General features: G+C 30.2%; 21 protein-coding genes and 6 pseudogenes. 17 read left to right on the forward strand and 10 right to left on the reverse strand.

The features are described from left to right. Window positions 1-77: 77 nt before the first annotated feature. Window positions 78-212 carry a hypothetical protein gene (locus bhDAH_RS07475; protein WP_257722538.1) on the reverse strand — a complete coding sequence of 45 codons (135 nt, stop codon included), beginning with the start codon at window positions 210-212 and terminating at the stop codon, window positions 78-80. Window positions 213-722: 510 nt separating this feature from the next. Between bhDAH_RS07475 and bhDAH_RS05280 the strand changes: the two genes are divergently transcribed. After that, window positions 723-1727: a variable large family protein gene (locus bhDAH_RS05280; protein WP_043924580.1), complete on the forward strand. Its 1005-nt coding sequence runs from the start codon at window positions 723-725 to the stop codon at window positions 1725-1727. A 434-nt stretch (window positions 1728-2161) separates the two neighbouring features. Continuing rightward, window positions 2162-3222 (forward strand): annotated as a pseudogene (locus bhDAH_RS05285) (variable large family protein). 136 nt (window positions 3223-3358) lie between these two features. On the opposite strand, the gene bhDAH_RS05290 reads toward bhDAH_RS05285, so the two are convergent. The 4 genes and pseudogenes from bhDAH_RS05290 to bhDAH_RS07730 form a co-directional block, all read right to left on the reverse strand. Then, window positions 3359-3991 carry a Vsp/OspC family lipoprotein gene (locus bhDAH_RS05290; protein ID WP_043924585.1) on the reverse strand — a complete coding sequence of 211 codons (633 nt, stop codon included), beginning with the start codon at window positions 3989-3991 and terminating at the stop codon, window positions 3359-3361. A 75-nt stretch (window positions 3992-4066) separates the two neighbouring features. Next, window positions 4067-5118, reverse strand: a pseudogene (locus bhDAH_RS05295) (variable large family protein). 433 nt (window positions 5119-5551) lie between these two features. Next, window positions 5552-6634, reverse strand: coding sequence for a variable large family protein (locus bhDAH_RS05300; protein ID WP_015633351.1), 1083 nt, complete (start codon window positions 6632-6634; stop codon window positions 5552-5554). A 120-nt stretch (window positions 6635-6754) separates the two neighbouring features. Continuing rightward, window positions 6755-6882: pseudogene (locus bhDAH_RS07730) on the reverse strand (variable large family protein); the annotation flags it as partial. Between the two features lie 19 nt (window positions 6883-6901). On the opposite strand from bhDAH_RS07730, the pseudogene bhDAH_RS05305 reads away from it, so the two are divergent. After that, window positions 6902-7416 (forward strand): annotated as a pseudogene (locus bhDAH_RS05305) (ParA family protein); the annotation flags it as partial. 80 nt (window positions 7417-7496) lie between these two features. Then, window positions 7497-8055 (forward strand): annotated as a pseudogene (locus bhDAH_RS05310) (chromosome replication/partitioning protein). Between the two features lie 359 nt (window positions 8056-8414). On the opposite strand, the gene bhDAH_RS07480 reads toward bhDAH_RS05310, so the two are convergent. From bhDAH_RS07480 to bhDAH_RS05325, 4 genes are all read right to left on the reverse strand, one after another. After that, window positions 8415-8537: a hypothetical protein gene (locus bhDAH_RS07480; RefSeq protein WP_276326102.1), complete on the reverse strand. Its 123-nt coding sequence runs from the start codon at window positions 8535-8537 to the stop codon at window positions 8415-8417. Between the two features lie 221 nt (window positions 8538-8758). Next, window positions 8759-8959 (reverse strand): hypothetical protein, encoded by a 201-nt coding sequence (locus bhDAH_RS05315; RefSeq protein WP_052306540.1) that lies wholly within the window; start codon window positions 8957-8959, stop codon window positions 8759-8761. Between the two features lie 488 nt (window positions 8960-9447). Next, window positions 9448-9873 (reverse strand): Mlp family lipoprotein, encoded by a 426-nt coding sequence (locus tag bhDAH_RS05320; protein ID WP_015633326.1) that lies wholly within the window; start codon window positions 9871-9873, stop codon window positions 9448-9450. 30 nt (window positions 9874-9903) lie between these two features. Further along, complete coding sequence (locus tag bhDAH_RS05325) at window positions 9904-10527, reverse strand: Mlp family lipoprotein (RefSeq protein ID WP_015633327.1); 624 nt, start codon at window positions 10525-10527, stop codon at window positions 9904-9906. A gap of 290 nt (window positions 10528-10817) precedes the next feature. On the opposite strand from bhDAH_RS05325, the gene bhDAH_RS05330 reads away from it, so the two are divergent. From bhDAH_RS05330 to bhDAH_RS05355, 7 genes and pseudogenes are all read left to right on the forward strand, one after another. Next, on the forward strand, window positions 10818-10985 hold the full coding sequence (locus bhDAH_RS05330) for a DUF603 domain-containing protein (RefSeq protein ID WP_247098899.1): 168 nt from the start codon (window positions 10818-10820) through the stop codon (window positions 10983-10985). 2 nt (window positions 10986-10987) lie between these two features. Further along, complete coding sequence (locus tag bhDAH_RS05335) at window positions 10988-11143, forward strand: hypothetical protein (RefSeq protein ID WP_154645712.1); 156 nt, start codon at window positions 10988-10990, stop codon at window positions 11141-11143. Continuing rightward, complete coding sequence (locus bhDAH_RS07485) at window positions 11130-11261, forward strand: hypothetical protein (protein WP_257722539.1); 132 nt, start codon at window positions 11130-11132, stop codon at window positions 11259-11261. The genes bhDAH_RS05335 and bhDAH_RS07485 overlap by 14 nt, the downstream gene beginning before the upstream one ends. Window positions 11262-11777: 516 nt before the next feature. Beyond that, complete coding sequence (locus bhDAH_RS05340; protein ID WP_155719684.1) at window positions 11778-11954, forward strand: hypothetical protein; 177 nt, start codon at window positions 11778-11780, stop codon at window positions 11952-11954. Window positions 11955-12114: 160 nt separating this feature from the next. Beyond that, entirely contained in the window at window positions 12115-13203 is a 1089-nt protein-coding gene (locus tag bhDAH_RS05345; protein ID WP_015633328.1) for a variable large family protein, read from the forward strand. Between the two features lie 291 nt (window positions 13204-13494). After that, window positions 13495-13721 (forward strand): annotated as a pseudogene (locus bhDAH_RS05350) (variable large family protein); the annotation flags it as partial. Window positions 13722-14845: 1124 nt separating this feature from the next. Next, the gene (locus bhDAH_RS05355) at window positions 14846-15760 is read left to right on the forward strand and encodes a P12 family lipoprotein (RefSeq protein ID WP_015633329.1); all 915 of its coding nucleotides are present in this window, start codon (window positions 14846-14848) and stop codon (window positions 15758-15760) included. Window positions 15761-16154: 394 nt separating this feature from the next. Here the strand turns inward: bhDAH_RS05355 and bhDAH_RS05360 are convergent, their stop codons facing one another. Beyond that, window positions 16155-17243 (reverse strand): hypothetical protein, encoded by a 1089-nt coding sequence (locus tag bhDAH_RS05360; protein WP_064536681.1) that lies wholly within the window; start codon window positions 17241-17243, stop codon window positions 16155-16157. 357 nt (window positions 17244-17600) lie between these two features. Between bhDAH_RS05360 and bhDAH_RS05365 the strand changes: the two genes are divergently transcribed. From bhDAH_RS05365 to bhDAH_RS05390, 6 genes are all read left to right on the forward strand, one after another. Then, window positions 17601-18026: a hypothetical protein gene (locus tag bhDAH_RS05365; protein WP_064536688.1), complete on the forward strand. Its 426-nt coding sequence runs from the start codon at window positions 17601-17603 to the stop codon at window positions 18024-18026. Beyond that, a complete protein-coding gene (locus tag bhDAH_RS05370) occupies window positions 18019-18858 on the forward strand; it encodes a hypothetical protein (RefSeq protein WP_247098901.1) in 840 nt (279 codons plus the stop codon). Before bhDAH_RS05365 ends, bhDAH_RS05370 begins: the two co-directional genes overlap by 8 nt. 53 nt (window positions 18859-18911) lie before the next feature. Further along, window positions 18912-19061, forward strand: coding sequence for a hypothetical protein (locus bhDAH_RS05375; RefSeq protein ID WP_247098900.1), 150 nt, complete (start codon window positions 18912-18914; stop codon window positions 19059-19061). 167 nt (window positions 19062-19228) lie between these two features. Continuing rightward, the gene (locus bhDAH_RS05380) at window positions 19229-19489 is read left to right on the forward strand and encodes a hypothetical protein (RefSeq protein ID WP_043924565.1); all 261 of its coding nucleotides are present in this window, start codon (window positions 19229-19231) and stop codon (window positions 19487-19489) included. A gap of 267 nt (window positions 19490-19756) precedes the next feature. Beyond that, window positions 19757-22903 carry a type ISP restriction/modification enzyme gene (locus bhDAH_RS05385; protein WP_062706358.1) on the forward strand — a complete coding sequence of 1049 codons (3147 nt, stop codon included), beginning with the start codon at window positions 19757-19759 and terminating at the stop codon, window positions 22901-22903. A 713-nt stretch (window positions 22904-23616) separates the two neighbouring features. Then, on the forward strand, window positions 23617-24732 hold the full coding sequence (locus bhDAH_RS05390; RefSeq protein ID WP_064536684.1) for a PTS sugar transporter subunit IIC: 1116 nt from the start codon (window positions 23617-23619) through the stop codon (window positions 24730-24732). Window positions 24733-24738 lie beyond the last annotated feature (6 nt).

The raw sequence follows: 24738 nt of genomic DNA on the forward strand, positions 1-24738 counted from the left end.
TGTTTACTATACCCAAGCCTTATATGCCCTTTGATATGATGCTACAACTTTATAACGTTCATTGGAATTACATATGCTTATTTTTTAAATGGATTTAGATTATTTATCTGAAGTAATGTTAAGATTTTCCTTTCTGAGATAGCATCTATTCTCTTAAATCTATGCATACTCTTATATGCTTTCCATACTTCTGAGATATTATTTGAATTCATTTTACTTATTATATCATTTGTATTTGTTACTTCACTTTTTGTTATACTATTTGAATTTAAGACATAAGAATACAAAATTTTAGAGCTTAATTAAGAACTCTTAAATTGAATATTAATCAAGTTCTAAAAGATAGTTAAATGATATCAATTAAGGTAGTATCAACGAAAATGTTACTAACACGTAATGTACCAAATCTAAAATAAAATCAACTCTTATTCACAATAATTTTTTCGGTTTATAAAGAATTTACTTATTATAGACATGATTATAGATATAATGATTGGCATCCCTATAAGTGAGATAAAGTGCAACATCCTATTCCCTACCTTAAGTTTTTTTAATATTATTATAAGATTAAATTTTAATTAATCAGTAAATAACCGAACAATAAAGTCAATAAAATAAAAGCTAACATCACCATGTTCTTATCTTTTGTTTTTATTTATATTTATCTTGTCCCTTCACTTAATAAGGGCACATAACAAATAAAAAGAATAAGTGCAATAATAATGACTTTATTTATGGTATTAGTAAGCTGTAATAGCGGTGGGGTTGCGGAAGACCCTCAGAGTAAATTTTTAAAGTCAGCAATAGACTTAGGTAATGATTTTTTAAATGTGTTTACATCATTTGGAGATATAGTTTCCAAGGTATTAGGTTTTAGTACAGAGACAAAAAAGTCTGATGTTGGGGCTTATTTTAAGACAATACAAGATACTATACAAGGCACTAAGGACAAGCTTAATAAAATTGTTACTGACATGAAGAGAGAAGGAAATCCTAATGCTTCTGCAACTGAGACTGCGGTAAAAACACTAATTGATAATACTCTTGATAAGATAATAGAAGGAGCAAAGACTGCTAGTGATGCTATTGGTACCGCTAGTGACCCAATTGGTAATGTTGCTACTCAGAATGCTGCTGGAACTGCAGGTGAAGTTACAAACCTAGTAAAAGGAATTAAGTCAATTGTAAATGTGGTACTGAAAGAAGGAAATCCTGAGGCGGGGGATAATAAAAAGGCTGAGGAGCTTAATGTAAGAAATAATGATGGAGCAGGAAAATTGTTTGATGGTACTACTGGTGCTGCTGGGGATGATAAAAAAGCGGCAGCTGATGCAGCAAAAGCTGTTGGAGCAGTAACAGGTGCTGACATATTACAAGCTATGGTTAAAAATGAGGGGGATTCTGCTAAATTAGCTAAGAATACTGTTGCTATTGCTAATGCTGGTGTTGCTAATGCAAAAGATGGGACTATAGCAGGAGCTATAGCATTAAGAGCCATGGCTAAGAATGGTAAGTTTGCTAATGGAAATAATGCTAATGATGCTGTTCCTGCAGTTAAAGGAGCAGCAGTAAGTGCGGTAACTAAAGCACTAGACACACTAACTATTGCAATAAGGAAAACTATTGACGCAGGACTTAAGACTGTCAAAGAAGCGATGAAAATTAATGCGAATGATACTCCTATAAGTCCTGAACAGGACACCCCTAAAGCTACTACTAATAACTAGTTAAGGATAAATATAAAGGATAAAGTCATTGTAAGGGAAAAGCTTTTCTTGTTTTTAATGCAGGAGTGTAGTTTCTCTGATTAAGTAAGCTGTAAGAGCAGGGAAAAATAAAGTCAAAAAGGAATAGGAAGCTAGGAGCGTAATGCTCTTAGCTTCTAATGTTATTTAGGGAGTGTTTCTTTGTATATAAAATTGTTTATATGAGTAAAGATTGAATATAAATAATTGCAAGTATGATATTAAGAGTATGTTTTTATTGTAATCAAATAATTAATACTTTAAAAGTAAGCTAAATGTGTATAAGTAAACCAAAAGCATAAAAACCAGTATAATAATAAGTTTTATTTTATTTCAAAGCCAAAAAGTCATTGTGGTTTTTATTTTTTATAATATAGGAAGGCACAAAATAATGAAGAAGAATAAGTGCAATAATAATGACTTTATTTATGGTATTAGTGAGTTGTAATGCTGGTGGAACGCAGAAGCAGAGAAAGAAGAGAGTAAATTTTTAAAGTCAATAATAGGCTTAGGTAGTAATTTTTTAAATGTGTTTACATCATTTGGAGATATAGTTTCCAAGGTATTAGGTTTTAGTACAGAGACAAAAAAGTCTGATGTTGGAGCTTATTTTAAGACAGTACAAAATACTATACAAGGCACTAAGGACAAGCTTAATAAAATTGTTGCTAACATGAAGAGAGAAGGAAATCCTAATGCTTCTGCAACTGAGACTGCGGTAAAAACACTAATTGATAATACTCTTGATAAGATAATAGAAGGTGCTAAGACCGCAAGTGAGGCTATTGGTATTGCAGGTGATGAACTAATTGGTAATGTTGCTGCTGTTGGCGCAGGTGCCGCAGGTGCTAAAGGTGAAACTGAGAACTTAATAAAAGGAATTAAAGATATAGTAGATATAGTGCTTAAAAATGAGGGTAATGCTGAAGCTGGGGATGATAAAAAGGCTGAAGATGGTAATAGTTCAAGGGGTGCTAACGCTGGTGAAGCAGGAAAGTTATTTGGCAATACTGGTAATAATGGTGCTATTACTGATGCTGATGCAAAGAAAGCAGCAGTTGATGCAACTAAAGCAGTTGGAGCAGTAACAGGTGCTGATATTCTGCAAGCTATTTTTAAAGGCAACGAAGGTAAAGCTGCCAAGTTGGCTAATACTAATCCTACTGCGGCTGCTGGTGGAGCTGATGCCAATAATGCAAAGGATGCAACCATAGCAGGAGGTATAGCGTTAAGAGCAATGGCTAAAGGTGGTAAGTTTGCTAATGGAAATAGCAATACTAATGTTACTGCTGCAATTAAAGGAGCAGCTGTAAGTGCAGTTACTAAGGCATTAGATACATTAACTATTGCAATAAGGAAAACAATTGACGCAGGACTTAAGACTGTTAAAGAAGCGATGAAAATTGCTCCTGATGATACTCCTGTGACTTCTGATAAGATGACCTCTAAAGCTACTACTAATAAAAGATTTTTTTAATTAAAAGGTAAGAAATTGAAAAACAAAGCTATTTTAGGAAAACTTCTTTCTTGTTCTCTGTGAAGCATGAAAGTTGTTTTCCTTTTATTGAAAAGACTTGGCTAGCATTTAGTAGCTAGATATAGCAGGGTCTGCCTTAAGTAGTAACTGTAAGCTCCTTCATTGCAGCTTCTACTGCATCCTCAGCTGCCTTTAACAACTCGCCAACTAATTGGTTGAGAGCCTTAAGTTCATTCCCTCCTTTACTGCCATCGCCCTTAATTATATCTATAGCTTTTGCTGCATCAGCCTGATCTTTTGACTCCTCTAACTTATTTAAAAATTCATTACTTTTAGCCTTAGCTTCACCAACCTTTTTCTTAAGTGTATCAAAGATTCCAACTTCTGTTTCTAATGCTATTAATGCAACTTGTACGGTTGATATTACTTGAAATGCTCCCGCAATTAAAGATCCATTATGATTTTTTTCACCAGCACCATCCGCAAGTTGATGAGTTGAGTTATCAACTTTTTGGTCAATAGCTTTAGCAAGCTCACTTACTGATTTAACTAAAGTCTCTATTTTTTTAACCTTTATCATAGTAGCAATAGCTTCTTTTATCTTTACACTTACCTTTGCTAAATCAATAACTGTGCCATCAGGCTTAGCTACTTCGTCACTTTTAAGCTCTGATTTTCCATTATTACATGATATAAATACCATAAATAAAGTCATTATTATTGTACTTATTGTTTTCTCATTTTTCCGTCCCCCTTTTATCTTATTCATTACCTTCAGCATCAAAACTATCGTTAGTAAATAATTTTCCTTAAATAACTTTATATTTTTAGTATTTGCCCTTAACTAGTTATTAGTAGTAGCTTTAGAGGTCATCTTATCAGAAGTCACAGGAGTATCATCAGGAGCAATTTTCATAGAGTCTTCAACTGTTTTAAGCCCTGCGTCAATTGTTTTCCTTATTGCAATAGTTAATGTATCTAATGCCTTAGCAACTGCACTTACAGCTGCTCCTTTAATTGCAGCAGTAACATTAGTATTGCTATTTCCATTAGCAAACTTACCACCTTTAGCCATTGCTCTTAACGCTATACCTCCTGCTATGGTTGCATCCTTTGCATTATTGGCATCAGCTCCACCAGCAGCCGCAGTAGGATTAGTATTAGCCAACTTGGCAGCTTTACCTTCGTTGCCTTTAAAAATAGCTTGCAGAATATCAGCACTTGTTACTGCTCCAACTGCTTTAGTTGCATCAACTGCTGCTTTCTTTGCATCAGCATCAGTAATAGCACCATTATTACCAGTATTACCAAATAACTTTCCTGCTTCACCAGCGTTAGCACCCCTTGAACTATTACCATCTTCAGCCTTTTTATCATCCCCAGCTTCAGCATTACCCTCATTTTTAAGCACTATATCTACTATATCTTTAATTCCTTTTATTAAGTTCTCAGTTTCACCTTTAGCACCTGCGGCACCTGCGCCAACAGCAGCAACATTACCAATTAGTTCATCACCTGCAATACCAATAGCCTCACTTGCGGTCTTAGCACCTTCTATTATCTTATCAAGAGTATTATCAATTAGTGTTTTTACCGCAGTCTCAGTTGCAGAAGCATTAGGATTTCCTTCTCTCTTCATGTTAGCAACAATTTTATTAAGCTTGTCCTTAGTGCCTTGTATAGTATTTTGTACTGTCTTAAAATAAGCTCCAACATCAGACTTTTTTGTCTCTGTACTAAAACCTAATACCTTGGAAACTATATCTCCAAATGATGTAAACACATTTAAAAAATTACTACCTAAGCCTATTATTGACTTTAAAAATTTACTCTCTTCTTTCTCTGCTTCTGCGTTCCACCAGCATTACAACTCACTAATACCATAAATAAAGTCATTATTATTGCACTTATTCTTCTTCATTATTTTGTGCCTTCCTATATTATAAAAAATAAAAACCACAATGACTTTTTGGCTTTGAAATAAAATAAAACTTATTATTATACTGGTTTTTATGCTTTTGGTTTACTTATACACATTTAGCTTACTTTTAAAGTATTAATTATTTGATTACAATAAAAACATACTCTTAATATCATACTTGCAATTATTTATATTCAATCTTTACTCATATAAACAATTTTATATACAAAGAAACACTCCCTAAATAACATTAGAAGCTAAGAGCATTACGCTCCTAGCTTCCTATTCCTTTTTGACTTTATTTTTCCCTGCTCTTACAGCTTACTTAATCAGAGAAACTACATTCCTGCATTAAAAACAAGAAAAGCTTTTCCCTTACAATGACTTTATCCTTTATATTTTGACGATTTATTTAGTAGTTGGTTGAGCATCCCCAGATTCAGTAGCATCAGTTTCAGTAATCTCAGAATATTTTATTCCCTTTACTGCTTCTCTTATCTTATCTAGATTGCTACTTACTGTTTTCCTAATTATAAAATCAAGTACTCCTAATACCTTATTTACAGCACTTACAGCTGCTGCTTTAACTGCTCCATCTTCATTAGCAGCATGACTAAATTTACCACCTTTAGCCATTGCCTTAAGAGCAACAGCTGCTGCCAAGTCAGCATTAGTAGCCGCTTTAGAACCATTAGCTTGATTAGGAGTACCAGTTGCCAATTCTCCAGCACCATAATTGGTATTAGCATCAAGTTGAACACCAACAGCGGCCTTGGCACTATTAATCTTATCAATCATTGCCCATGGATCGGCTTTAGTTACTTCAGCTGCTAGTTTTGCAGTAGAATTAGCACCAGCAGCAGCATTGGCAGCAAGTGCAGCAGGAGCATCAGTATTAGCAGCAGCATTTACTGGTCCACCTGCATTTCCTTTTTCAATATTTACTCCGGACTTATCTGCTACATCAATAATAGCTTTAATCCCTGCAATAATAGCTTCAACCCCATCTTTATCAGCAGCAACTGCTGCCGCACTAGCAGTATCACCAATATCAGTACTACCAGCTTCTTTAGCAACACCAGCAAGTTTAGTTAGGGCAGTAATTAGTTGTTCAAAGACATCACTAGCACTGTTAATTGCACTCTTAACAGCTTCAATGCTACTTCCATTAGCATTCTTTGCTTCAGATATTTCACCTGATAGCTCATTTAACTTATCCTTAGTAGTTGTAAGTCCATCTCCTATTTTCTTAAAGTGTTCACCTATTTTACTTTTCTTGTCACCAGATTTAACTGCATTAAATCCTAATGCATCACCTATTGCATTTCCAAAAATTCCAAATATATCTTGAAATCCTTGCCCTATCTTTACTAATGAATCAAAAAATGTATTCTTACTTTCTGCTGCTAGTTTCTCAGCCTCAAGTTGATTACTACAGCTTGCTAATACCATAAATAAAGTCATTATTATTGCACTTATTCTTTTTCTCATTTTTTTACGTGCCTCCTTTTAACTTATGCATTACCTTCATAATAAAAACATAGTTTCCTTGCTTTATAGAGAACAAGAGAAGAGTTTCCCTTAAATGACTTTATATTTTAGTATTTATTTCTAGTTATTAGTAATAGCTTTAGGGGTGCTATGTTCAGGACTTATAGGAGTATCATTAGCGTTAATTTTCATTGTTTCTTTAACTGTTTAAAGCCCACATCAATAGTTAATGTATCTAAAGCCTTATATAAATTATTTAAAGCAAAAATATATAGGGCCTTAAAAGAAAGATTAGATATTAATGACTCCGTTGTAGATCTTAATAACGATTTAGATTAATACCTAGTTACTTAAATTTACATAAATTTACTAGTGAATCTATATCCCTTAAAGAGTTGATATTAAGAGATAATTTACTTTTTTTTAAAACAGAATATGATTACATAATAATTGATGCGAATCCTAGTTTGGAATTTACATTGGCGAATACATTACTGTCCAGTGATTATGTAATGTTTCCTATGACAGCTGAAAAATGGTCAATTGAAAGTTTGGATTTGTTGGAATTTTATATGAAAAAGTTAAGGATAAAGCTTCCGATTTTCATTCTTATAACAATATTTAAGAAAAATAATACTCATAAACAGTTATTAAAATATGCCCAGTCAAAAAAGGGCTTTCTAGGGTTTATCCACTAAAGAGAAGACTTAAATAAGAAAATCGCAAAAAATGAAAACTTTGATTTTAGCAAGGATTATATTAAGGAATACGAAGATGTGTGATTAAGACTTTTAAAATAAATAAGAATACATTAAGTATGATTATCGGGAATCCGGACGATTGTGTTAACGGAGGAGTTTATGTGAAAATTGAACTAAAGAAAAGGGTTCTAGTAAATGAAGAAGATCCTGATGAGCAAAAATTATTGTCTACTAATGAAGAGAAGCTCTTGCATTATAATACCTTGAAAGCAAGATTAAAAGCCAATTTTAGAAAAGAAATTTTTCATAAAATAGATAGCATTAGAATTTTAAAGGAAATAAAAGATAATGAATATTATAAGTTAAAGGGATATAAAAGTTTTGATAGTTTTATAAAAAGTTATAGACTCGCAAAAAGTCAAGTCTATGTTTATTTAAAAATAGCAAATGCTATGGAAGAAGGATTAGTCTAAGAACAATATATAATTGAGAATGGCATCCATGATTCTTTTCGCTATATACAAACTAAGGAAAATATAAAAATAAAAAACTTGGGCAAAATTTAATAAAGCCATTAAGGTTTCGACTTAAAAGTCAAGAAAGTTATGCTTTTTATAAGAAAAATGCAAAACTTACTGGTTTTATATTAGGCAAACTGTTTTTGCATAAAAAAATTTACTAAAGGAATTTATGAATGAATTTAGAAATTTCGAAAAGTAGAAAAGCTTAAGATAGGAAATAGGATGTTAAATCTTTTTTTATTAATAGGAATACCAATGATTATAGCCATTATTATATGTCTATAATAAGCAAATTCTTTATAAACAGAAAGAGCTATTGATAAGTGTTAAAAATCATTTAATTTAAAATAATGTAAATTATAAAAACAATAGTTAATATTATTTTAAATTTGATGTAATTTATTATTAATGGCATGTGTTCATTTTAGACACATCCTTTATGGATCTTCTATGAAGATTTTAGCTCTTTATTAGTAACTTTTTTTAAGAGTTATTAATAAGGATTTAAATGCTTATATTAAATCCCATTACTTTAATGCTTTATTAGCCTAATTTCAATTATTTTGAAATCTCACTTATATTAATTTTGTCATCTTTAAATCTAATCTTACTCTTTTGAAAAAGATAAGTACGCCTTTTGTCTTTTCCTTTGCTTGCAAAATATTCTTGATGTGCTTGCATAATAGCATCAAATTCAGACTTACTAATAACTACTTCTTTTATGCATATATTGCTTCTCTTTTTTGCTTAACACGCAAGGAGTAGAATACTTCAACTATTACTGCTTGTTTCTTTTGACACGTCAGCAATTTTTATATTTTATATCTCAACACCTCTGCAACCAGTAATACTTAAGATATATACAAACCATCCTGAGATTGGATTGATTTGTATAAGCTCTTTTATACATTTTTTACTAGTCTGGTTGTTTTGTCATTTAGATAGAATCTAACAGTAGTGTTTTTTGATTGTTTTGAAGCTTTATTTTTACTCTTAAGCGTACTTTTAAGTTGTGACAATTCTTCATTGAGGCGTTCATTTTGATTTATTGGTTCATTTATAAAGTTAAGATTACTGTTAGTTAAGAGTTCCTTTTCATGCATTTTATTGATAACTAAAGATTTTAAAAATCCTTAAAATTAGTTATAAAAATGTTAGCAAATACTTGTATTGTAAGTCAATTTTAACGTAGCTTCATTGCATATAAAATACCCCTCTAAGGTGCTTTATGTAGGAGTAAAAGGTGTTTTTAGAGACTGTAGCACAAGATATCTAGTGTACTTTAACCAATTCTTTACAAATACTTGAAAATATCCCCTACATATATTCTCTTCCTTATTTTAATAGCTTTGCACTTTAAAATGAAACGCATTGCCCTTTAAAATTTAACCTCTTTTTCTTTGTTAACCAATTGTTTACTTTTATAGTTGCTCTTACCATTTTTGTAACCAGTTTAATTTGTTTATCTTTACTACTTTTTCTAACAATTTCTATTCGTTTATTTTACTTCTTTGTTTGCTTTATATTTGTTTGCAGCTTTACTCTCTTAAATCTTCCTTTCTTAAATATTATTTCTTAACTTATTATTTGCTTACCCCCCTGCTCCACAAGTACTTGATGCTTGGTTTTTAAATGTTTCTAAATTGTCACTATTACCTTTAAATGAACCTTGTAATACTGTTTTAAAAGTGTTTTTTTGCTCATTAGCATTATCACCTGTGCACTTTTCAAGTTCACTCTTTATATGTTCAAGTACAGATTTAATTTTATATTCATCATGGCTTAAAAGCTTGTTGAAATCACTTTCATTACCCAAAGCCTCTTTTAAGAAGTCTAAATTTGTTTTTTCAGTATCATTTAACTTTTCTTTTAACATTTCTTCAGGTGTTTTTTGCACTTCTTGAGTTGCTTCTAAATCCCTTTTATTTTTACTTTTAATTTCTTTATCCTTATTGTTATTTTGATTGCAACTACTAATTAGTAGTAATAAAATCAAAATAAAATTAATTTTATTCATAACAAATCTCCTTATCTTTGTGATTTATTTTCATTGCCAATTTGCTGTAAGTCCAGCTACATGATTAGTTGAATCAAGTAATTCTTTTTTAAGACATTCAAACATTTCTTCATTATGATTTTTAGTAGATATATCGTTTAAAACCCCCCTAAAAAATTGCTCTATGTCATTATTGCCAGTGCCATACTTATTATCTGCATTATTACATTGATTATTGACTTTACAATCAATAGCATCACTTATATAAGAATCAAAAGTCTTATTATTTTCATGCTTTTTTCTTTTGTCTTCTAAGAATTCATAGACTTTAGTAAAAGCATTAGCTAATTCTTTTTGTTTTTGTATGTGACCATCAAGCCAAGTCCAAAAATTATTGCATTTACTCTTGTTACCGTTTTGACATCCTTGAATTTGGTCTTGTAATTTTTCAATTACTTTTTCAAACGCATGCTTTAAAGAGTCAAACTTCTTTTGCTCATCAGCAGTTAGAGTAATCTTTTCTTGTGTTTTATCATTTTCCTTTTGTAAATTATCCAAAGCTTTCTTAGCTCTACTGTGTGTCTGAGCTTCAGTAGGCACTATACTTACTTGATATCCTTTGCAACAGCATAAGAGTAATGTGCCACAAAGTATTAACCTTATAGGCTTACTCATGTAAATCTCCTTATCTTTGATATTTGTGATTTAAACAATATATAGCAGTTTTTATCATGATGTATGAGCCTCTTGTAAGTATTAATTGTTTTTGTAAAGTTGATTATTTTGTTATAGAGTTTATGTTAGTTTTTGTTAAGTTTTGTTAACTTAGACTAGGGCTAAAGAGATATGAGAAGAGTAAAGAAGTCATTTTATGATTTATATTGTGTATTTTAGAGAAGGGAGGCTTAATGACCTATCAATAGCAAAAGAGATGGGAGTCTAAGCGGGGTGTTGATGCAGGAAAGATGCGACACAAGTGGGAAGAGGTTAAGGGTGATCCTGAGTACGTTAAAGAAACTGCTAAGTTTACTATTCGTGAGGATGTTTTCAATAATATGCTTGCATATAGTTTAAAGGCCGAAGATGAGGCTAATAGACTTAAGAATCAAGTAGAGATTGAGAAGAAAAAATAGCATTGAGTTTTCTTAGCTCATTTGATAAGTATTGTCAGTTAGAATTACAAAAAGATGTTAAGAAAACTTTAAAACCCCATGATGAGATATTGAAATATAAGGAAGATATTACAAATGCAGATTTTGTTAAGTTTTGCAAGCCTAATGAACAAACTTGAGTTGAAGATGAGTGAACTTGATGAGTTTGAGAAGAATATTGCAAGTAAAAGATGTCTTTATGTTATTAAGAGCTGCTTTAAGCTTAAGTCTGTTCTAGATCTTGGTAGATATAAATAGTAAGTGAATGGATATATAAAAGAAGTTTTTTCCTTAAATGGCAAAAAAAATATAAAAATAAGTATGGCATTGATATAGCAGAGTATATTAGGCCCCAAACACTAGAGATTTATTTTAAAGGATTTGAGAAGACGCATTTAACTATGAAGCAATGTGAGGTGTTTAACTGTATTGAGAGAAATGGGCAAACTAAAATCATTCTTTGTAGTGGTATTGTATCTGGCAAGACATTTTTAGCATGTTATCTATTCTTAAAACCCTTACTTATAAATAGGAATTTGTACTGTGGGGGGGACAAATAACTTTATTTTGGATAATTCATAAGAAGTTTTAGAGATTAATGTTTAGGGCAGTTTGGAGAGATTACTAGTATATTAAAAGCGAAAATACAAGCAGTATAACAAAAAGTTAAGTAGCAAATACAGGTCATATAATAATAGGTAAAATGAATTCAAGTAATATTGCAGAAGTATGGGCAGCATATAAGAGTATGCATGGACTTAAGAGAAAAGATTTTTGATTTTAAGTAATTTTATGATGCTAGAGAGTGCTGTTAGTAGGGCTCTTATTTTTGAGGGGTATGTAATATTGCCTCCATTTGATCTTTCTCTTAAAATTTTTGCTATTAATGCTTCATTCCGTAAAAATTCAGCCATTTTTGTTAAGTTGGCACCACCAACTTCAATTTTGTGAACTTTTGTATTAAATGGTGTAGTTATTTTGCAATGTTTAGTGAGGTTGCATCATTAACGGCAACATCCAAATTGTTTTTAATGCTCGTATGATAGGAATAACTAAGCTTGAAGAGCATTGGGAAGTGTATTAGAGACTTGTAAAAGGGGCACGTAAAAAAATGAGAAAAAGAATAAGTGCAATAATAATGACTTTATTTATGGTATTAGTAAGCTGTAATAGCGGTGGGGTTGCGGAAGATCCTAAACATGTGTATTTAACATCTATAGCTAATTTAGGGAAAGGATTTTTAGATGTTTTTGTGACTTTTGGGGATATGGTTGCTGGTGCGTTTGGTATTAAGGCAGATACTAAGAAAAGTGATATAGGGAAGTATTTTACTGATATTGAGAGCACTATGACAACAGTTAAAAAGAAGTTGCAAGATGAAGTTGCAAAGAATGGTAATTACGAAAAAGTTAAAACAGTCGTTGACAAGTTTATTAAAGAAGTCTTAGATAAGATTGCATCAGGAGCAAAGAAAGCAGCTAGTGGTGTTACTGATGGAGCATCAATTGGTGAGGTTGTAAAATCTGATGGTGCTGCCGGGGCTACTCCTGATTCAGATAGTATAAAGAACCTTGTTGAAGGGATCAAAGAAATTGTTGATTTGGTAATAAAAGAAGGAAATGCAGTTGCAGATAAAACAGATCCTGTTGCTAATGATAAAAGGGATATTGGCAAGTTATTTGGGGGTAAGAATAGTGATGCTAATGGTGGTGCTGAAGATAAACATACAGCGGCAGCTAATGCGTCAATAGGAGCAGTAAGTGGTGCTGACATCCTGAAAGCTATTGCTGCTGCTGATCCTAGTGCTAAGAGAGATGGTAAAGTTAATGAGGCTAGGGATGCAGCTTCTCTGGCTTTAGCTAAGGGGACTAATACTGATAATGATGATCAACTTGATGCTTCAGCACAAAAGGACGCAGTTATTGCTGCAGGCATTGCACTGCGAGCAATGGCAAAGGATGGTAAATTTATTGTAAAGGATACTGCTGCGAAGAAGACTGAAGCTGAAGCCGCTAAAGGTGCAGCAGCAAGTGCAGTAGGTAAGACATTAAGCACTCTAATAATAGCAATAAGGAATACAGTTGATAGTGGATTAAGAACAATAAATGAAGCACTAGCTACAGTTAAACAAGAAGATAAGTCAGCAGAAGCTACTAATCCTGCAGAAGCAACAACTAGTGGTCATCAAGCGAATAACTAGTTAAGGGTAAGTATAAAGGAAGTTATTGTAAGATAAGTTAATTAAGTAAGCTGTAAGAGCAGGTAAAAATAAAGTCAAAAAGGAATAGGAAGCTAGGAGCGTAATGCTTTTAGCTTCTAATGTTATTTAGGGAATGTTTATTTGTATATAAAATTGTTTATATGAGTAAGGATTGAATATAAATAATTGCAAGTATGATATTAAGAGTATGTTTTTATTGTAATCAAATAATTAATACTTTAAAAGTAAGCTAAATGTGTGGTAAGGGCAGCAAAAGGGAAATTGGGATAGATGTTGGAAGGAAATAAATTAAGTGCGATAATAATGACTTTATTTATGGTATTAGTAAGCTGTAATAGCGGTGGGGTTGCGGAAGACCCCCAGAGTAAATTTTTAAAGTCAGTAATAGACTTGGGGGGAATGATTTTTTAAATGTGTTCACATCATTTGGGGATATGGTTGCTGGTGCATTTGGTTTTAACACCAATACTAAAAAGTCTGATATTGGAGTTTACTTCAAGACAACAAGATACCGTTCAAGTTACTCAAACAGCCCTTAAAAAATGGATGATAAGTGTGCTATGAAGATTAATTAATGATACGTCTATAAGTCCTGTTCAGAGCACCTTTAAAGCTACTATTAGCAATTAGTTAAATAAATACTAGATACTAAAATATGAAGTCATTGCAAGGAAAACGCTTCTTTTATCTTTGCATAAGGGAAGGGAAGTAAGCTTTCCTTTTATTTTAAAAAAACTTGTAATAAGATAGCTGAAAGACAACAAATGCTACTTTTAGTGGCTCTATTTTAGCTACAATAAGTTCGAAAATAAAAAACCCTATCACCTTTATGACAGATACTAAAGGGGACAAGGGTTATTGATGTTAAGCTAAAAATCAAGCGTTATCGACTAAATTTAAATCCGATGCTGAACTATCCAGAACACTTTATTAAACTCGATTTGAGTTAATTGATAGACTTTATCACTTAATTTAAGAAGAGCTTTACGAATACCATCCAACATATGATTCAAAATTAAACCATACTTACTAACCTTAATTTGAATATACTTTATGTTGAAGATAATGTATTTGGACAGAGTAGTTTTGCTAAGATATTTCTTACACTTAAAATAAATATGCAGTATTATTGCAGCGTGTTTACTCTTGGCTTTGGGTATACGTTTTCTTAAAGCACATTTTACTAAGATAAAGTTTTTATGGCATGTAAAATATTATATTACAATTACATAAGGAGTTTTTTTATGGGATATGCACAACCAGTAATTACATAGCAAATAGTTTTAAGTGAGCTTGTTAAAGGTTAAAAGAGCCAATGAGCTTAGAATTCAAAATTAATACAAAAGATTTATACAGGTGTTCGGTATTTTTTAGAAATTATATCAAAAATGTAGCAGAAGATCTTAGCTTCTGTTTTTATTTTTAACTTTTTTTTATTTGATTTATAAATTTACTTAGTAAAATAATTTTATATGGCTTTTAATTGACATAGATTAAAATAATTGCAATTTTATAAAATTATTTTTGCCATTTAAATTAAATGGTATATATTGATAAATAATTATTTTATTTCAATATTAAGACCCAATAATTGAGTAATTTAATATCCCAGGAGGCAAATATGAAGAAAAGTATTTTAACAGTATGTATGTTCATGTTATTGTGTTTGTTATCATGTGATATAAATGCCCTTAATGATTTGCTAGGTGAAGCAAGGGAAAAATTTTTAGATGGAAACAAAAAAAATAAAGATTTACACTATATACAAGGAAATCAAGACATTCAAGAAGAACAGGAAGAGATTGTCAATGGTCTCGAAGAGCGTGAAATAATACAACAAGACATTGAAGTAGAACCTGTAGTGCCTGTTAATGTGGGGATTTCAGTATCTCAACAAGGGTATCCATATTATATTCAAGAAGAAAAGATAGAGATAAAAGAAGAGGATTTAATTCCAAATACTAAAGAAGAAAAGGAAGCAGAAGCAGAAATTGAAAAGGTAAAAAGTGTTCTTGAGAAATCTGGATTCCAGCAATTAATTGAGAATGCACATGAGCTTAAAGATAGATATGAGCGAGTAAGAGCTGATTTTTATGATATAATGGAAAAAATTCAGAGTGAAAGAACATCACTAAGCAAAAAGCATAAGGAAAATATAGAAAAGATAAGAAAGTTAACTCAATTGCAAAATAGGTTAAATGAGGAGAGGTCTAATCTTGATATGCTTATGACTCAAGTTGATAGTGGACTTAATGAGCGAATATCTGCAAAATGCTTGTTTGAAGAAGCACAAAAAACTTTAAAAGAAGCTATTACCAAGAGATTAGAGAGTGCGTCACGTGTAGGTTACTCCTTTAGAAGAGTAAACAGTAATTTGCCAAAACAATTATCCAGAGAAGCACGACGATATGCAGAAAATTCTTTAGAGCAGTTAGAATCTTCTTCTATGAGAATAATTGAAACAGCGGGAGCAATGAAGGGTATAGAAAACCTCATTAAAGAGGCTACATTTTTTTTAGCAAATCTTGTAAGATAGAGATAGCAAAGGTTTAAATATTTTAAACATTAGTATTTGCAAGAAGAGTTCCTTTTACAAGGGACTCTCTTAAATTTTATTTAAATAAATTTCTAAAAATAATTATATTCAAAATTTGATTATGCATTTATTTTTTTATTACATTTTAAGCGTAAGGATTATTATCCTAAGCTGTTTTTGAAATATTTTAAAGATTTTTATTATTATTGAATAATAAACAGATTTTGAAGATTTATGAAGATTGAATGCTGAGAGTTTAAAAAAGAGAGATTTGTTAAATCAGGAATATAAGGTTTTATACAATAATTAAATGAGTATATATAAAAGTAAAGATAGGCTTATTTATAGACTATCTTTACTTTTAATTTAAAGTACTTAATTGTTAAATACAAATTTATCTAGCACCAGTAGTGCCGTCAAGTAATCTTAGTACTTTCTTCAACTCATATTTAGTCTGTGGAGGTATTCTTTTGGGTGATTCTATTTCTTTGTATGCTTGATAATTAGTTTTATGACTTACTTGCACCTTTGCAAGCAAAGAGCTTATTTCTGTTTTAAGTTTCTCTAATTTTGTCTTTGAATCTAGATCGCTTTGGAAGCTACCAGGGTATTCAGGAATATTAGTAAGAGCTATAGCGTCATTTAGACTTTCTTCAATTGCACTTAAAAGTTTTGTGAGATCTTCTGTTAACTTGTTTTTATTAAACTTAGATAATTTTTCTTGATACTCTTGTTTTTCCTCTTTTGTAGATCTTATTCCATAATTAGGGTCTAATTTCATTGTAAGGAATTCAACTGTCCCCCAATCATATCTTATTTGTCTAGCTATTTCAAGTGCTTTCTTCACGCTATTTTTGGTTTTTCTTGAACGTGATTTGTATTCCTTGTCTAATCTTGCCTCTTCTTTATCGTCTTCGTCTTCATATTCCCCGTAGTTGTCATCGTCCTCTTCATCCTCATCTTCCTGATCATAGTTGTTGTAATTGTAATCGTCTTCATCTTCCTCATAGTAATCTTGACTAAAACTGTTTTGTCCACTTAGGCTATATGCAGAGTCATAAGAGAAGTCAAGGCTATTTGAATCGATGATTTCATTGCCTTGAAGATAATTGCTACTTGAGGTGTTTTTAAAATTGTCTGGGCGTGCATTGTAATTAATGCCAACAGGGGATATTCCACTAAGACTTGGAAAATTTGTTTCCCCTTCTGTGCTTTGAAGAGTACCTTTTTTAGTAAAGCCACTTATTCTTTGTGGTAACTGATCTTTTTTTGTATGTCTTTTATTTTTTCTTGACTTTTTAGGAATACTATTTTGATGAGCATTATCAGAAGGATTAACAGTTTCTTTGCTAGTATCTAATACAGAATAAATTTTACCGAGTAAATCAACGGATTTATCTTTAAGTTCACCATTAAATAGTAAGTCACAACTAATAAAACTTAAAAGCAAGCTTAAGCTTAAATACTTTGTCTTTGATTTCATATATTTAACATCTCTCCTTTTAATTTAGATTGATGCATTAAATATAAATCGGTTATCAAAGAATTCTAGAAAGAGTTAAAAAATAATGATTTAGGACAAGATTAATTCTCGATTGACTTTGATTGAGGCAGGTTAGGATTTAAGGGGCAGTTAATTTCATCTTTGACAGTTGTTGCTGCGCTTGCTGCGTCATATTTTGTAGCACAATTATTTGTGGCTTTAGGAAAATATTTAGGAATTTCTTAGTAGAGACAGCAATTTGTATTTCAACATACAGTTTGAGTGTTTCATCACAAGTAGTCAAGGGTATGTAAAATTGTTAGTTGTATAGAAATATAATTAAGAGAGGGGTCTTTGATGATAAGTAAAAAATGTAATATAACAAAAAATTGTGGTGTGAAATTTAGTATTCTAGATTCCCTGGGACTTAATGTTGAATTTTTTATTCGTAACATTTGGTTGATAATGTTTGCTCTCTTTTTATTTTTCTCCAATGTGGTGCATTCTCATAGAGGATTTGCAAGTTATACTGTTGGCAGTAATGCTAAACTATATCACACGCTGTCATTTACAATAGTCATTATAATGGTACCATCTTCAATATTATTGTATTTTCTGTCCTTACTAAGGAAGCGTGTAGTGGAGGATATTGTTAAGGCTTCAGTGTTTGCGCGCTTAGAGAGAGTAGCAATATTTGTATTACTAGTGATAGGGCTTGTAACACAGTCTGTAAGTTCATGGATGAGTTTTGAGAGTTTCTTTAGCTTGATGCTTGATGTTTGAAGGTGCTATTAGGGATGCTGTTTTGAGCGTTAAAAAAAGTCAAAGTGAAAAAGAGGAAGGTATGCGCAGGCTACTTTCTGATAAAGAGCGGATAATTGAGGGTGAAATAGTTAGTATTGATGTTAAGATTAAGAATAATAATGATCGTATAGAATTTGCCAAGAATAAGCACTTGAATTTGGACTTTACATGTAAAACTATGAAGCAAGATTACATGAGAGAAATTGAAAATGCGAGCAGAGAAAATAAGGTTTTATTTAATCAAAGGGATAAATATTTACAATCTTTGAAAGATTTGCATTTCAAGCTTGGTAATTTGATTGAAACAACAGCTGTAAATAATAAGCGCATTAAAGCGGCTAATGTTTTAAATGGAACATCAGTTGTTATTGCTAGAGATGATTATCTTAATATAATTTTTGTTTATTCATTATTATTGTTGTCTGTCTGTCCAGATATATTTTTAGCAATGGCATTCTGTATAATACATAATGCTTATCACAAGTTTTATGAACAAAAGTTATTACACTCTATCCCATTGCCTACAAGAAGTAAGGCTAAAAAGATACAAGGTAGTCGAATCCCTAGTTTGGAAAAGAATAAAAAACCGCCTAAAAGAGTTGATGAATCACTTGAGTTTATTGCATCTAATTTAGAAGATGATAAGCGTACTATAAAGTCTTTGAGGGAAATTAAGAAAGATACGAATTTATCTTATTATAGAATAAGGAATTATTTATCGGACTTAATGAATAGAGGTTTGGTTATAAGAGATAGGAAAAGATTGGTACTTAATGTTGATGATATGTCAAATTACTGGTCTAGAATTTAGTAAAAATCCAAAACAATCTTGAAAAACATAAAATAGTATCCATATTTATATAAATGAATAAAAATACTGTTGGAAAGATTAAAAGTGTTGAAAAGTTAGCTAGTATACTAAAGTATTTTGTTTTTTTACGTTTAGATATAAATCCAAATATTTTTTTATTAAATCCTTCAAGATTCTTGTTCTTTTTGCAAGTAGAAACTTAAATAATAAGACTCACTACTATTAATCCATTTGGATTCATCAAACATTGTTTTGTAGTAACACCACCAGAAACAACAAAATTATGTTTAAAATTGTTTGTTGACAGGAATTTATTGTAACTAAACCTAGTTTATTAAAAGATACGAGTAAATTAAATAAGAGTATTGGTATGCATATTGCAAATGCCAATGAAAAACGTATTGTACAAAAAATCGAATATTTTCAAGAAACAAAGGGACTTTTCTATAATAGCACATTTACAAATGTATCTTGTAAAGTATATGAGTTTGCTATTGGTACTTATCAATTACTTAAAAAGTATCTTAAATATATAAACGGAAGGGAGCTTAGTATTCATGAGATTGAACATCTCGAAAAGGTTATTAAAGTAATTCAGTATACATTGATGTTCAAAAACAGAATGATTTGATAATAATTTTACATTATTAAATGTAGCAAGCAAGTTAGGTATATCAATCTAATGAATTCTAATGTAATGATGATTTATACTTTTTAGTTATTATTTTTTTAGTGGTGAATTTTTGAAATTCATATTTTTTGATGTAAATATATACATATATTAAAAAACTAGTAAATATTATATCAATGATAAAATCATTGATATCTCTGTTTTGTGCTTGTGATTTTGATGAAAACCTTAAAGTGCTTAAAAAGCATAAAATAAGATGTTATATGAATGGATAAAAATATATTTCAAGAATACATAAATAATTTAAAAAGTACTGTAATAGAAGATAAAACGGAACTTACTGATAGAGTACATTTAGAAAAGCTTCTTGACAAGCTTAAACCAAGCTCAAAAATTCAAATTCAACACGAGCCCAAGCGCCATAAAGAAGGCTTGGGTGCTCCCGATTTTATTATTAGAAATAACGGAAATATAATAGGTTATATTGAAGTAAAAAAAATTGAACAAAATTTGGACGACACATTAAAGAGTCCTCAAATTGAGAAATACAAACAACTATCAAATAATATTTTACTAACAAATTATATTGAGTTTATATGGATAAAAAATGGAAATCTTAACTTAAGAGAAGTTTTGGTATTTAAAACTGATTTAGAAAAAAATAATACAAAAATTGATAATGCCAAATCAAATAAAATTGTAAGTATTTTAAATGAATTTTTTAAAACCCCTGATGAAAAGATTGAAAGTACTGAAAAATTAGCTAGCTTACTTGCAAGAAGAACGAAAATTTTAAAGGATTTAGTAGAACAACACCTGGATTTATATCTAAGCTTAAAAAAACAAAATACCTTAGTAGGAACTTATAGTATCATTAAGGGAAATATATATAACAATGAGCTTAAAGTTAGTGAGTTTGCAGACTCAATTGCACAAACTATTACATACGGATTTTTTCTTGCAAAACTTAATAATACAAGTAATTCAAGAATTGATTTTGATAATATTAAAAAATTCATACCTAATAATTTTGCATTAATACAAGATATACTAAAACTAATTGATAATATTGCAAGCAGTAGGGAATATGATAGTATAAGATGGGTATTAGAAGAGCTTATTGATATTGTTAATAATATTGATTCCAATACGATTTTTGAACAATTTTCATTTACTCAAAATGTAAAATCAAGTGACAATAATGTAAAAGACCCTTATCTCTACTTTTATGAAGACTTCTTGGCTAAATATGACAAAAGTTTAAGAAAAAATAAGGGGGTGTATTACACACCTCATTCTGTTGTTAATTTTATTGTTAGTAGTTTGAATAAGATTTTAAAATATAATTTTGGTCTAGAGAATGGTTTTGCAAATAGGGAAGAAGTAACTGTACTAGATTTTGCTACTGGTACTGGCACATTTCTACTTGAAGTCATTAAATGCATTTTAAAAGAAATCCCAAAGCAAACTGGAAAACAAAAAGACTACATTAATGATCATATACTTAAAAATATATATGGTTTTGAATATTTAATGGCCCCATATGCAGTTGCTCATTTAAAATTATGTCAATTCTTAAAGAAAGTTTGTGATTTCAAGTTTGGAAATGAACACTTAAGACCACAAATATTTTTAACAAATACTCTTGATGTAACATTAATCTCAAATCAGGAAAGTTTTAAAGCATTTTTTCCTGCAATCAGTGAAGAGAATAAACTCGTTAATGAGATTAAAAATAAACCAATTTTGGTAATTCTTGGTAATCCTCCTTACAATGCAGAATCAAAGAATAATAATAATTATATCTTAAACTTAATTAAAAGTTATAAAACAGTAGATAATACACCACTTAATGAAAAAAACATTGTATCATTAAATGATGATTATGTGAAGTTTATCAGATTTTCAGAGCACAAAATTGAAATTGCTGATGAAGGACTTCTTGGAATTATTACTAATAATGGATACCTTGATAACATAACATTTAGAGGTATGAGGTATCATTTACTTAAAACTTTTGATGAAATTTATATCCTCAATTTGCATGGCAACTTAAGGAAAAAAGAAAAAACTGACACTGGAAAAGTAGATGAAAATGTATTTGATATTCAAACTGGAGTTGCTATTGCTATTTTTATTAAATATAAAGAAAAATCAAAGCAAAATAAACTAGCTAATGTTTACTACAAAGGTATAAAGGGTAGTAGAGAAGAGAAATATAGTTTTTTAGATAAAAATACTATATTTAGCATTGATGCAGAAAAACTTAAATGTAAACCCCCTAATTATTTATTTATTAAAAAAGACTTAAAAACTGAGGATGTTTATAGTAAAGGAGTTTCTTTGGAAGATATTTTTATAGAATATATTGTTGGGATAGAAACTCAAAAAGATAAAATTGCAATTGATTTTACAGAGGAAGAACTTTTAAGCAAACTCAATGATCTAGCTTATCTTGATGAACAAATCGCAAGATATAAGTATGATTTAAAGACAGACTCTACGGATTGGAAATTGCCAATAGTTCAGCGATTTTTAAAATCTACAAACATCGATGCAAAATATGTTAAGAAAATAGCTTACAGACCATTTGATAATAGATTCATTTACTACACTGAAAACAAAGGTGTTATAGCAAGGCCAAGATATAAAGTAATGAGACATATTTTAGAAATTGAGAATAATATAAGTTTTTTTTCAATAAGAACTTTGTCATTAAATGATTTTCATCATGCATTAGTTTCTTGCAATATTATGGATAAAAATTTTTTTTCAGGATGTAGCTATGTTTTTCCACTTTATATAAAAGAAGATCAAGGGATGCTTGGAAGCATAATAAAAGAGAACTTTAAAACTACTTTTAAAGACTTTATTAATTTTAAGTATAGTAAAGAATTTGATGCAAAAGAGATACTTGGATATATTTATGCAGTACTTTATTCAAATATTTATAGAACTAAGTTTATTGAATTCTTAAAAATTGACTTTCCAAAAATCATTTTTGTAGATTCGGTTGAAACCTTTGAAAAACTTAGCAAGTTAGGAATTAAACTTATTAATGTTCATTTGATGAAAAATGATTCAGAACTTGATAGCAATATCGGAATACATATTGGAGATAATAATCATATAATAGAAAAAATTTTCTACAATAAAGATACAAAAGAACTTTATTATAATTCATTGTGTAAATTTATTAACACTCCTTATGAAGTATACGAATATTTTATTGGTGCTTATCAAGTACTTAGAAGTTATCTAAAGTATAGAAAAGGTAGAGAATTAAGTATTGAAGATATTGAATACCTTGAAAAGGTTATTAAAATACTGGATTATACAATTAATATTCAAAAACAGATTGACTTAATAACTTGCAAACTTAAAGAATTTGATAGTCAAAATTGCAATCTATAAACCAAATTATTTGCTTATCACAAAGCATTAGTATCATTGCTTTATGATAAAGAAACTTGCAAGTAAGAGGTACTTAAATCAACAAAAGTTGCTTTAGCTCCGATTAAATAGGTAATCGAATTGTATATCTAGAATTAAAACTATAAGCAAATTTACCTTCTTAAGCTCTTCAAACAATTTGGGCAATAAACATATTCAATTGACAATCTCAAATGGAAAATCCTTTAAATCCCATTTGAATATTTTAGATAAGTTGCCATAATAGTAAATCTTACCTTGCTTAACTTATTTAATTTAAAATTAGTCTCTAATCTACTACCTTTAATTTTAAATTACTGATAATTATCTCATAAAGATAAAGTGTATTTACATTAATACTTTTAACACTAAAAGAATATTTAAACCTACGTCTATAATAGAAATTACAATAGAAACTACGTTAATATTAACGTTTTATTTTTAAATAAAAAGATAATAATAAATCAATAATATATTTTATGAAGGTAATTGCGACCCATGCTTGAACGTACTATAAGTGTAAAGTATAAACAAAATGTCATTTTTAAAAAAAAACACATAGGACAATATCTTTAAAACAAACTCCCTATTTTTGACTTAAAAAGCTTTTAAGCATTGAGTAATTTTTTCGAATTAGCCTTAGCATTCAAACCTTGAAAACAACTTACATAACATTATTAAATGAGGAGATTTTTATGAACTTTCAAGAATTTATTGAAAATAAATTAATGCCTATTGCAAGCAAAACCGCTTCAAATAAATACTTAAGTGCCATCAAAGATGGATTTATAGCATCAATGCCGTTTTTAATAGTAGGGTCTTTCGTACTCCTTTTAGTTAATTTACCGTTAGTTGATCCTAATAATTTTTTATACCAACAGTGGTATGTTGATTTGATGAGCAAATATAAAGCAAATCTTATTCAACCATTTTATGTAAGTATGGGAATTATGACTATCTTTGTGTCCTTTGGCATTGGATATAGTCTGTCAAACGCCTATAAGATAAATGGTATTACGGGCGGTCTTTTATCTCTCTTCACATTTCTCATTTTATGCGGTCAATCAGATCAGATACCTTATGGAGGAGATGTACCTAAATGGGCCATTTTGCCTGGAGCATCGTTTCCCATTATTGATGCTAGATATCTTGGTGCACAAGGAATATTTACAGGTATTATTGTTGCCATTTTATCAGTTGAACTTTATAGGTTTTTAGTGAGCAGAAAAATAATAATTAAGCTCCCAGAAAGCGTTCCTCCTGCGGTTGCAAGATCATTTGAAGCTTTAATTCCTGTCATTTTACTTACAATTATTGCTCAAACTATAAATATTGCGGTTCAAAGCACAACTGGTACTCTACTCCCAGAAATAATGATGAATATATTCAGACCAATGCTAAATATTAGTGATTCTTTATTTGGCTCTTTAATGATTGTCTTCATAATTCACATATTTTGGTTTTGTGGTATTCATGGGGGTGCTCTGGTTTCGGTCTTTTTAAGTCCAGTAAGTTTAACTAATCTTGAAATTAATGCAAGAGCTTTGTCAAATAATCTCCCACTTCCTCATATTTTATCTGGAGGATTTCTTGATGTGTTTGTACATATCGGTGGAAGTGGAACAACTCTTGGACTTACTATTGCCATGATAATGAGCAAGGTTCCACACCTAAGGAATATTGGTAAAATTGCACTAGCTCCTGGTATTTTTAATATCAATGAACCTATAATCTTTGGTGCTCCAATTGTTTTAAATCCTATCTTAGGTATCCCTTTTATATTCATATTTTGTTTTTTTTGCCCCATTTGATCGTCA

Origin of the sequence: Borrelia hermsii DAH (assembly GCF_023035675.1) — a bacterium.
Classification (GTDB): Bacteria; Spirochaetota; Spirochaetia; order Borreliales; family Borreliaceae; genus Borrelia; species Borrelia hermsii.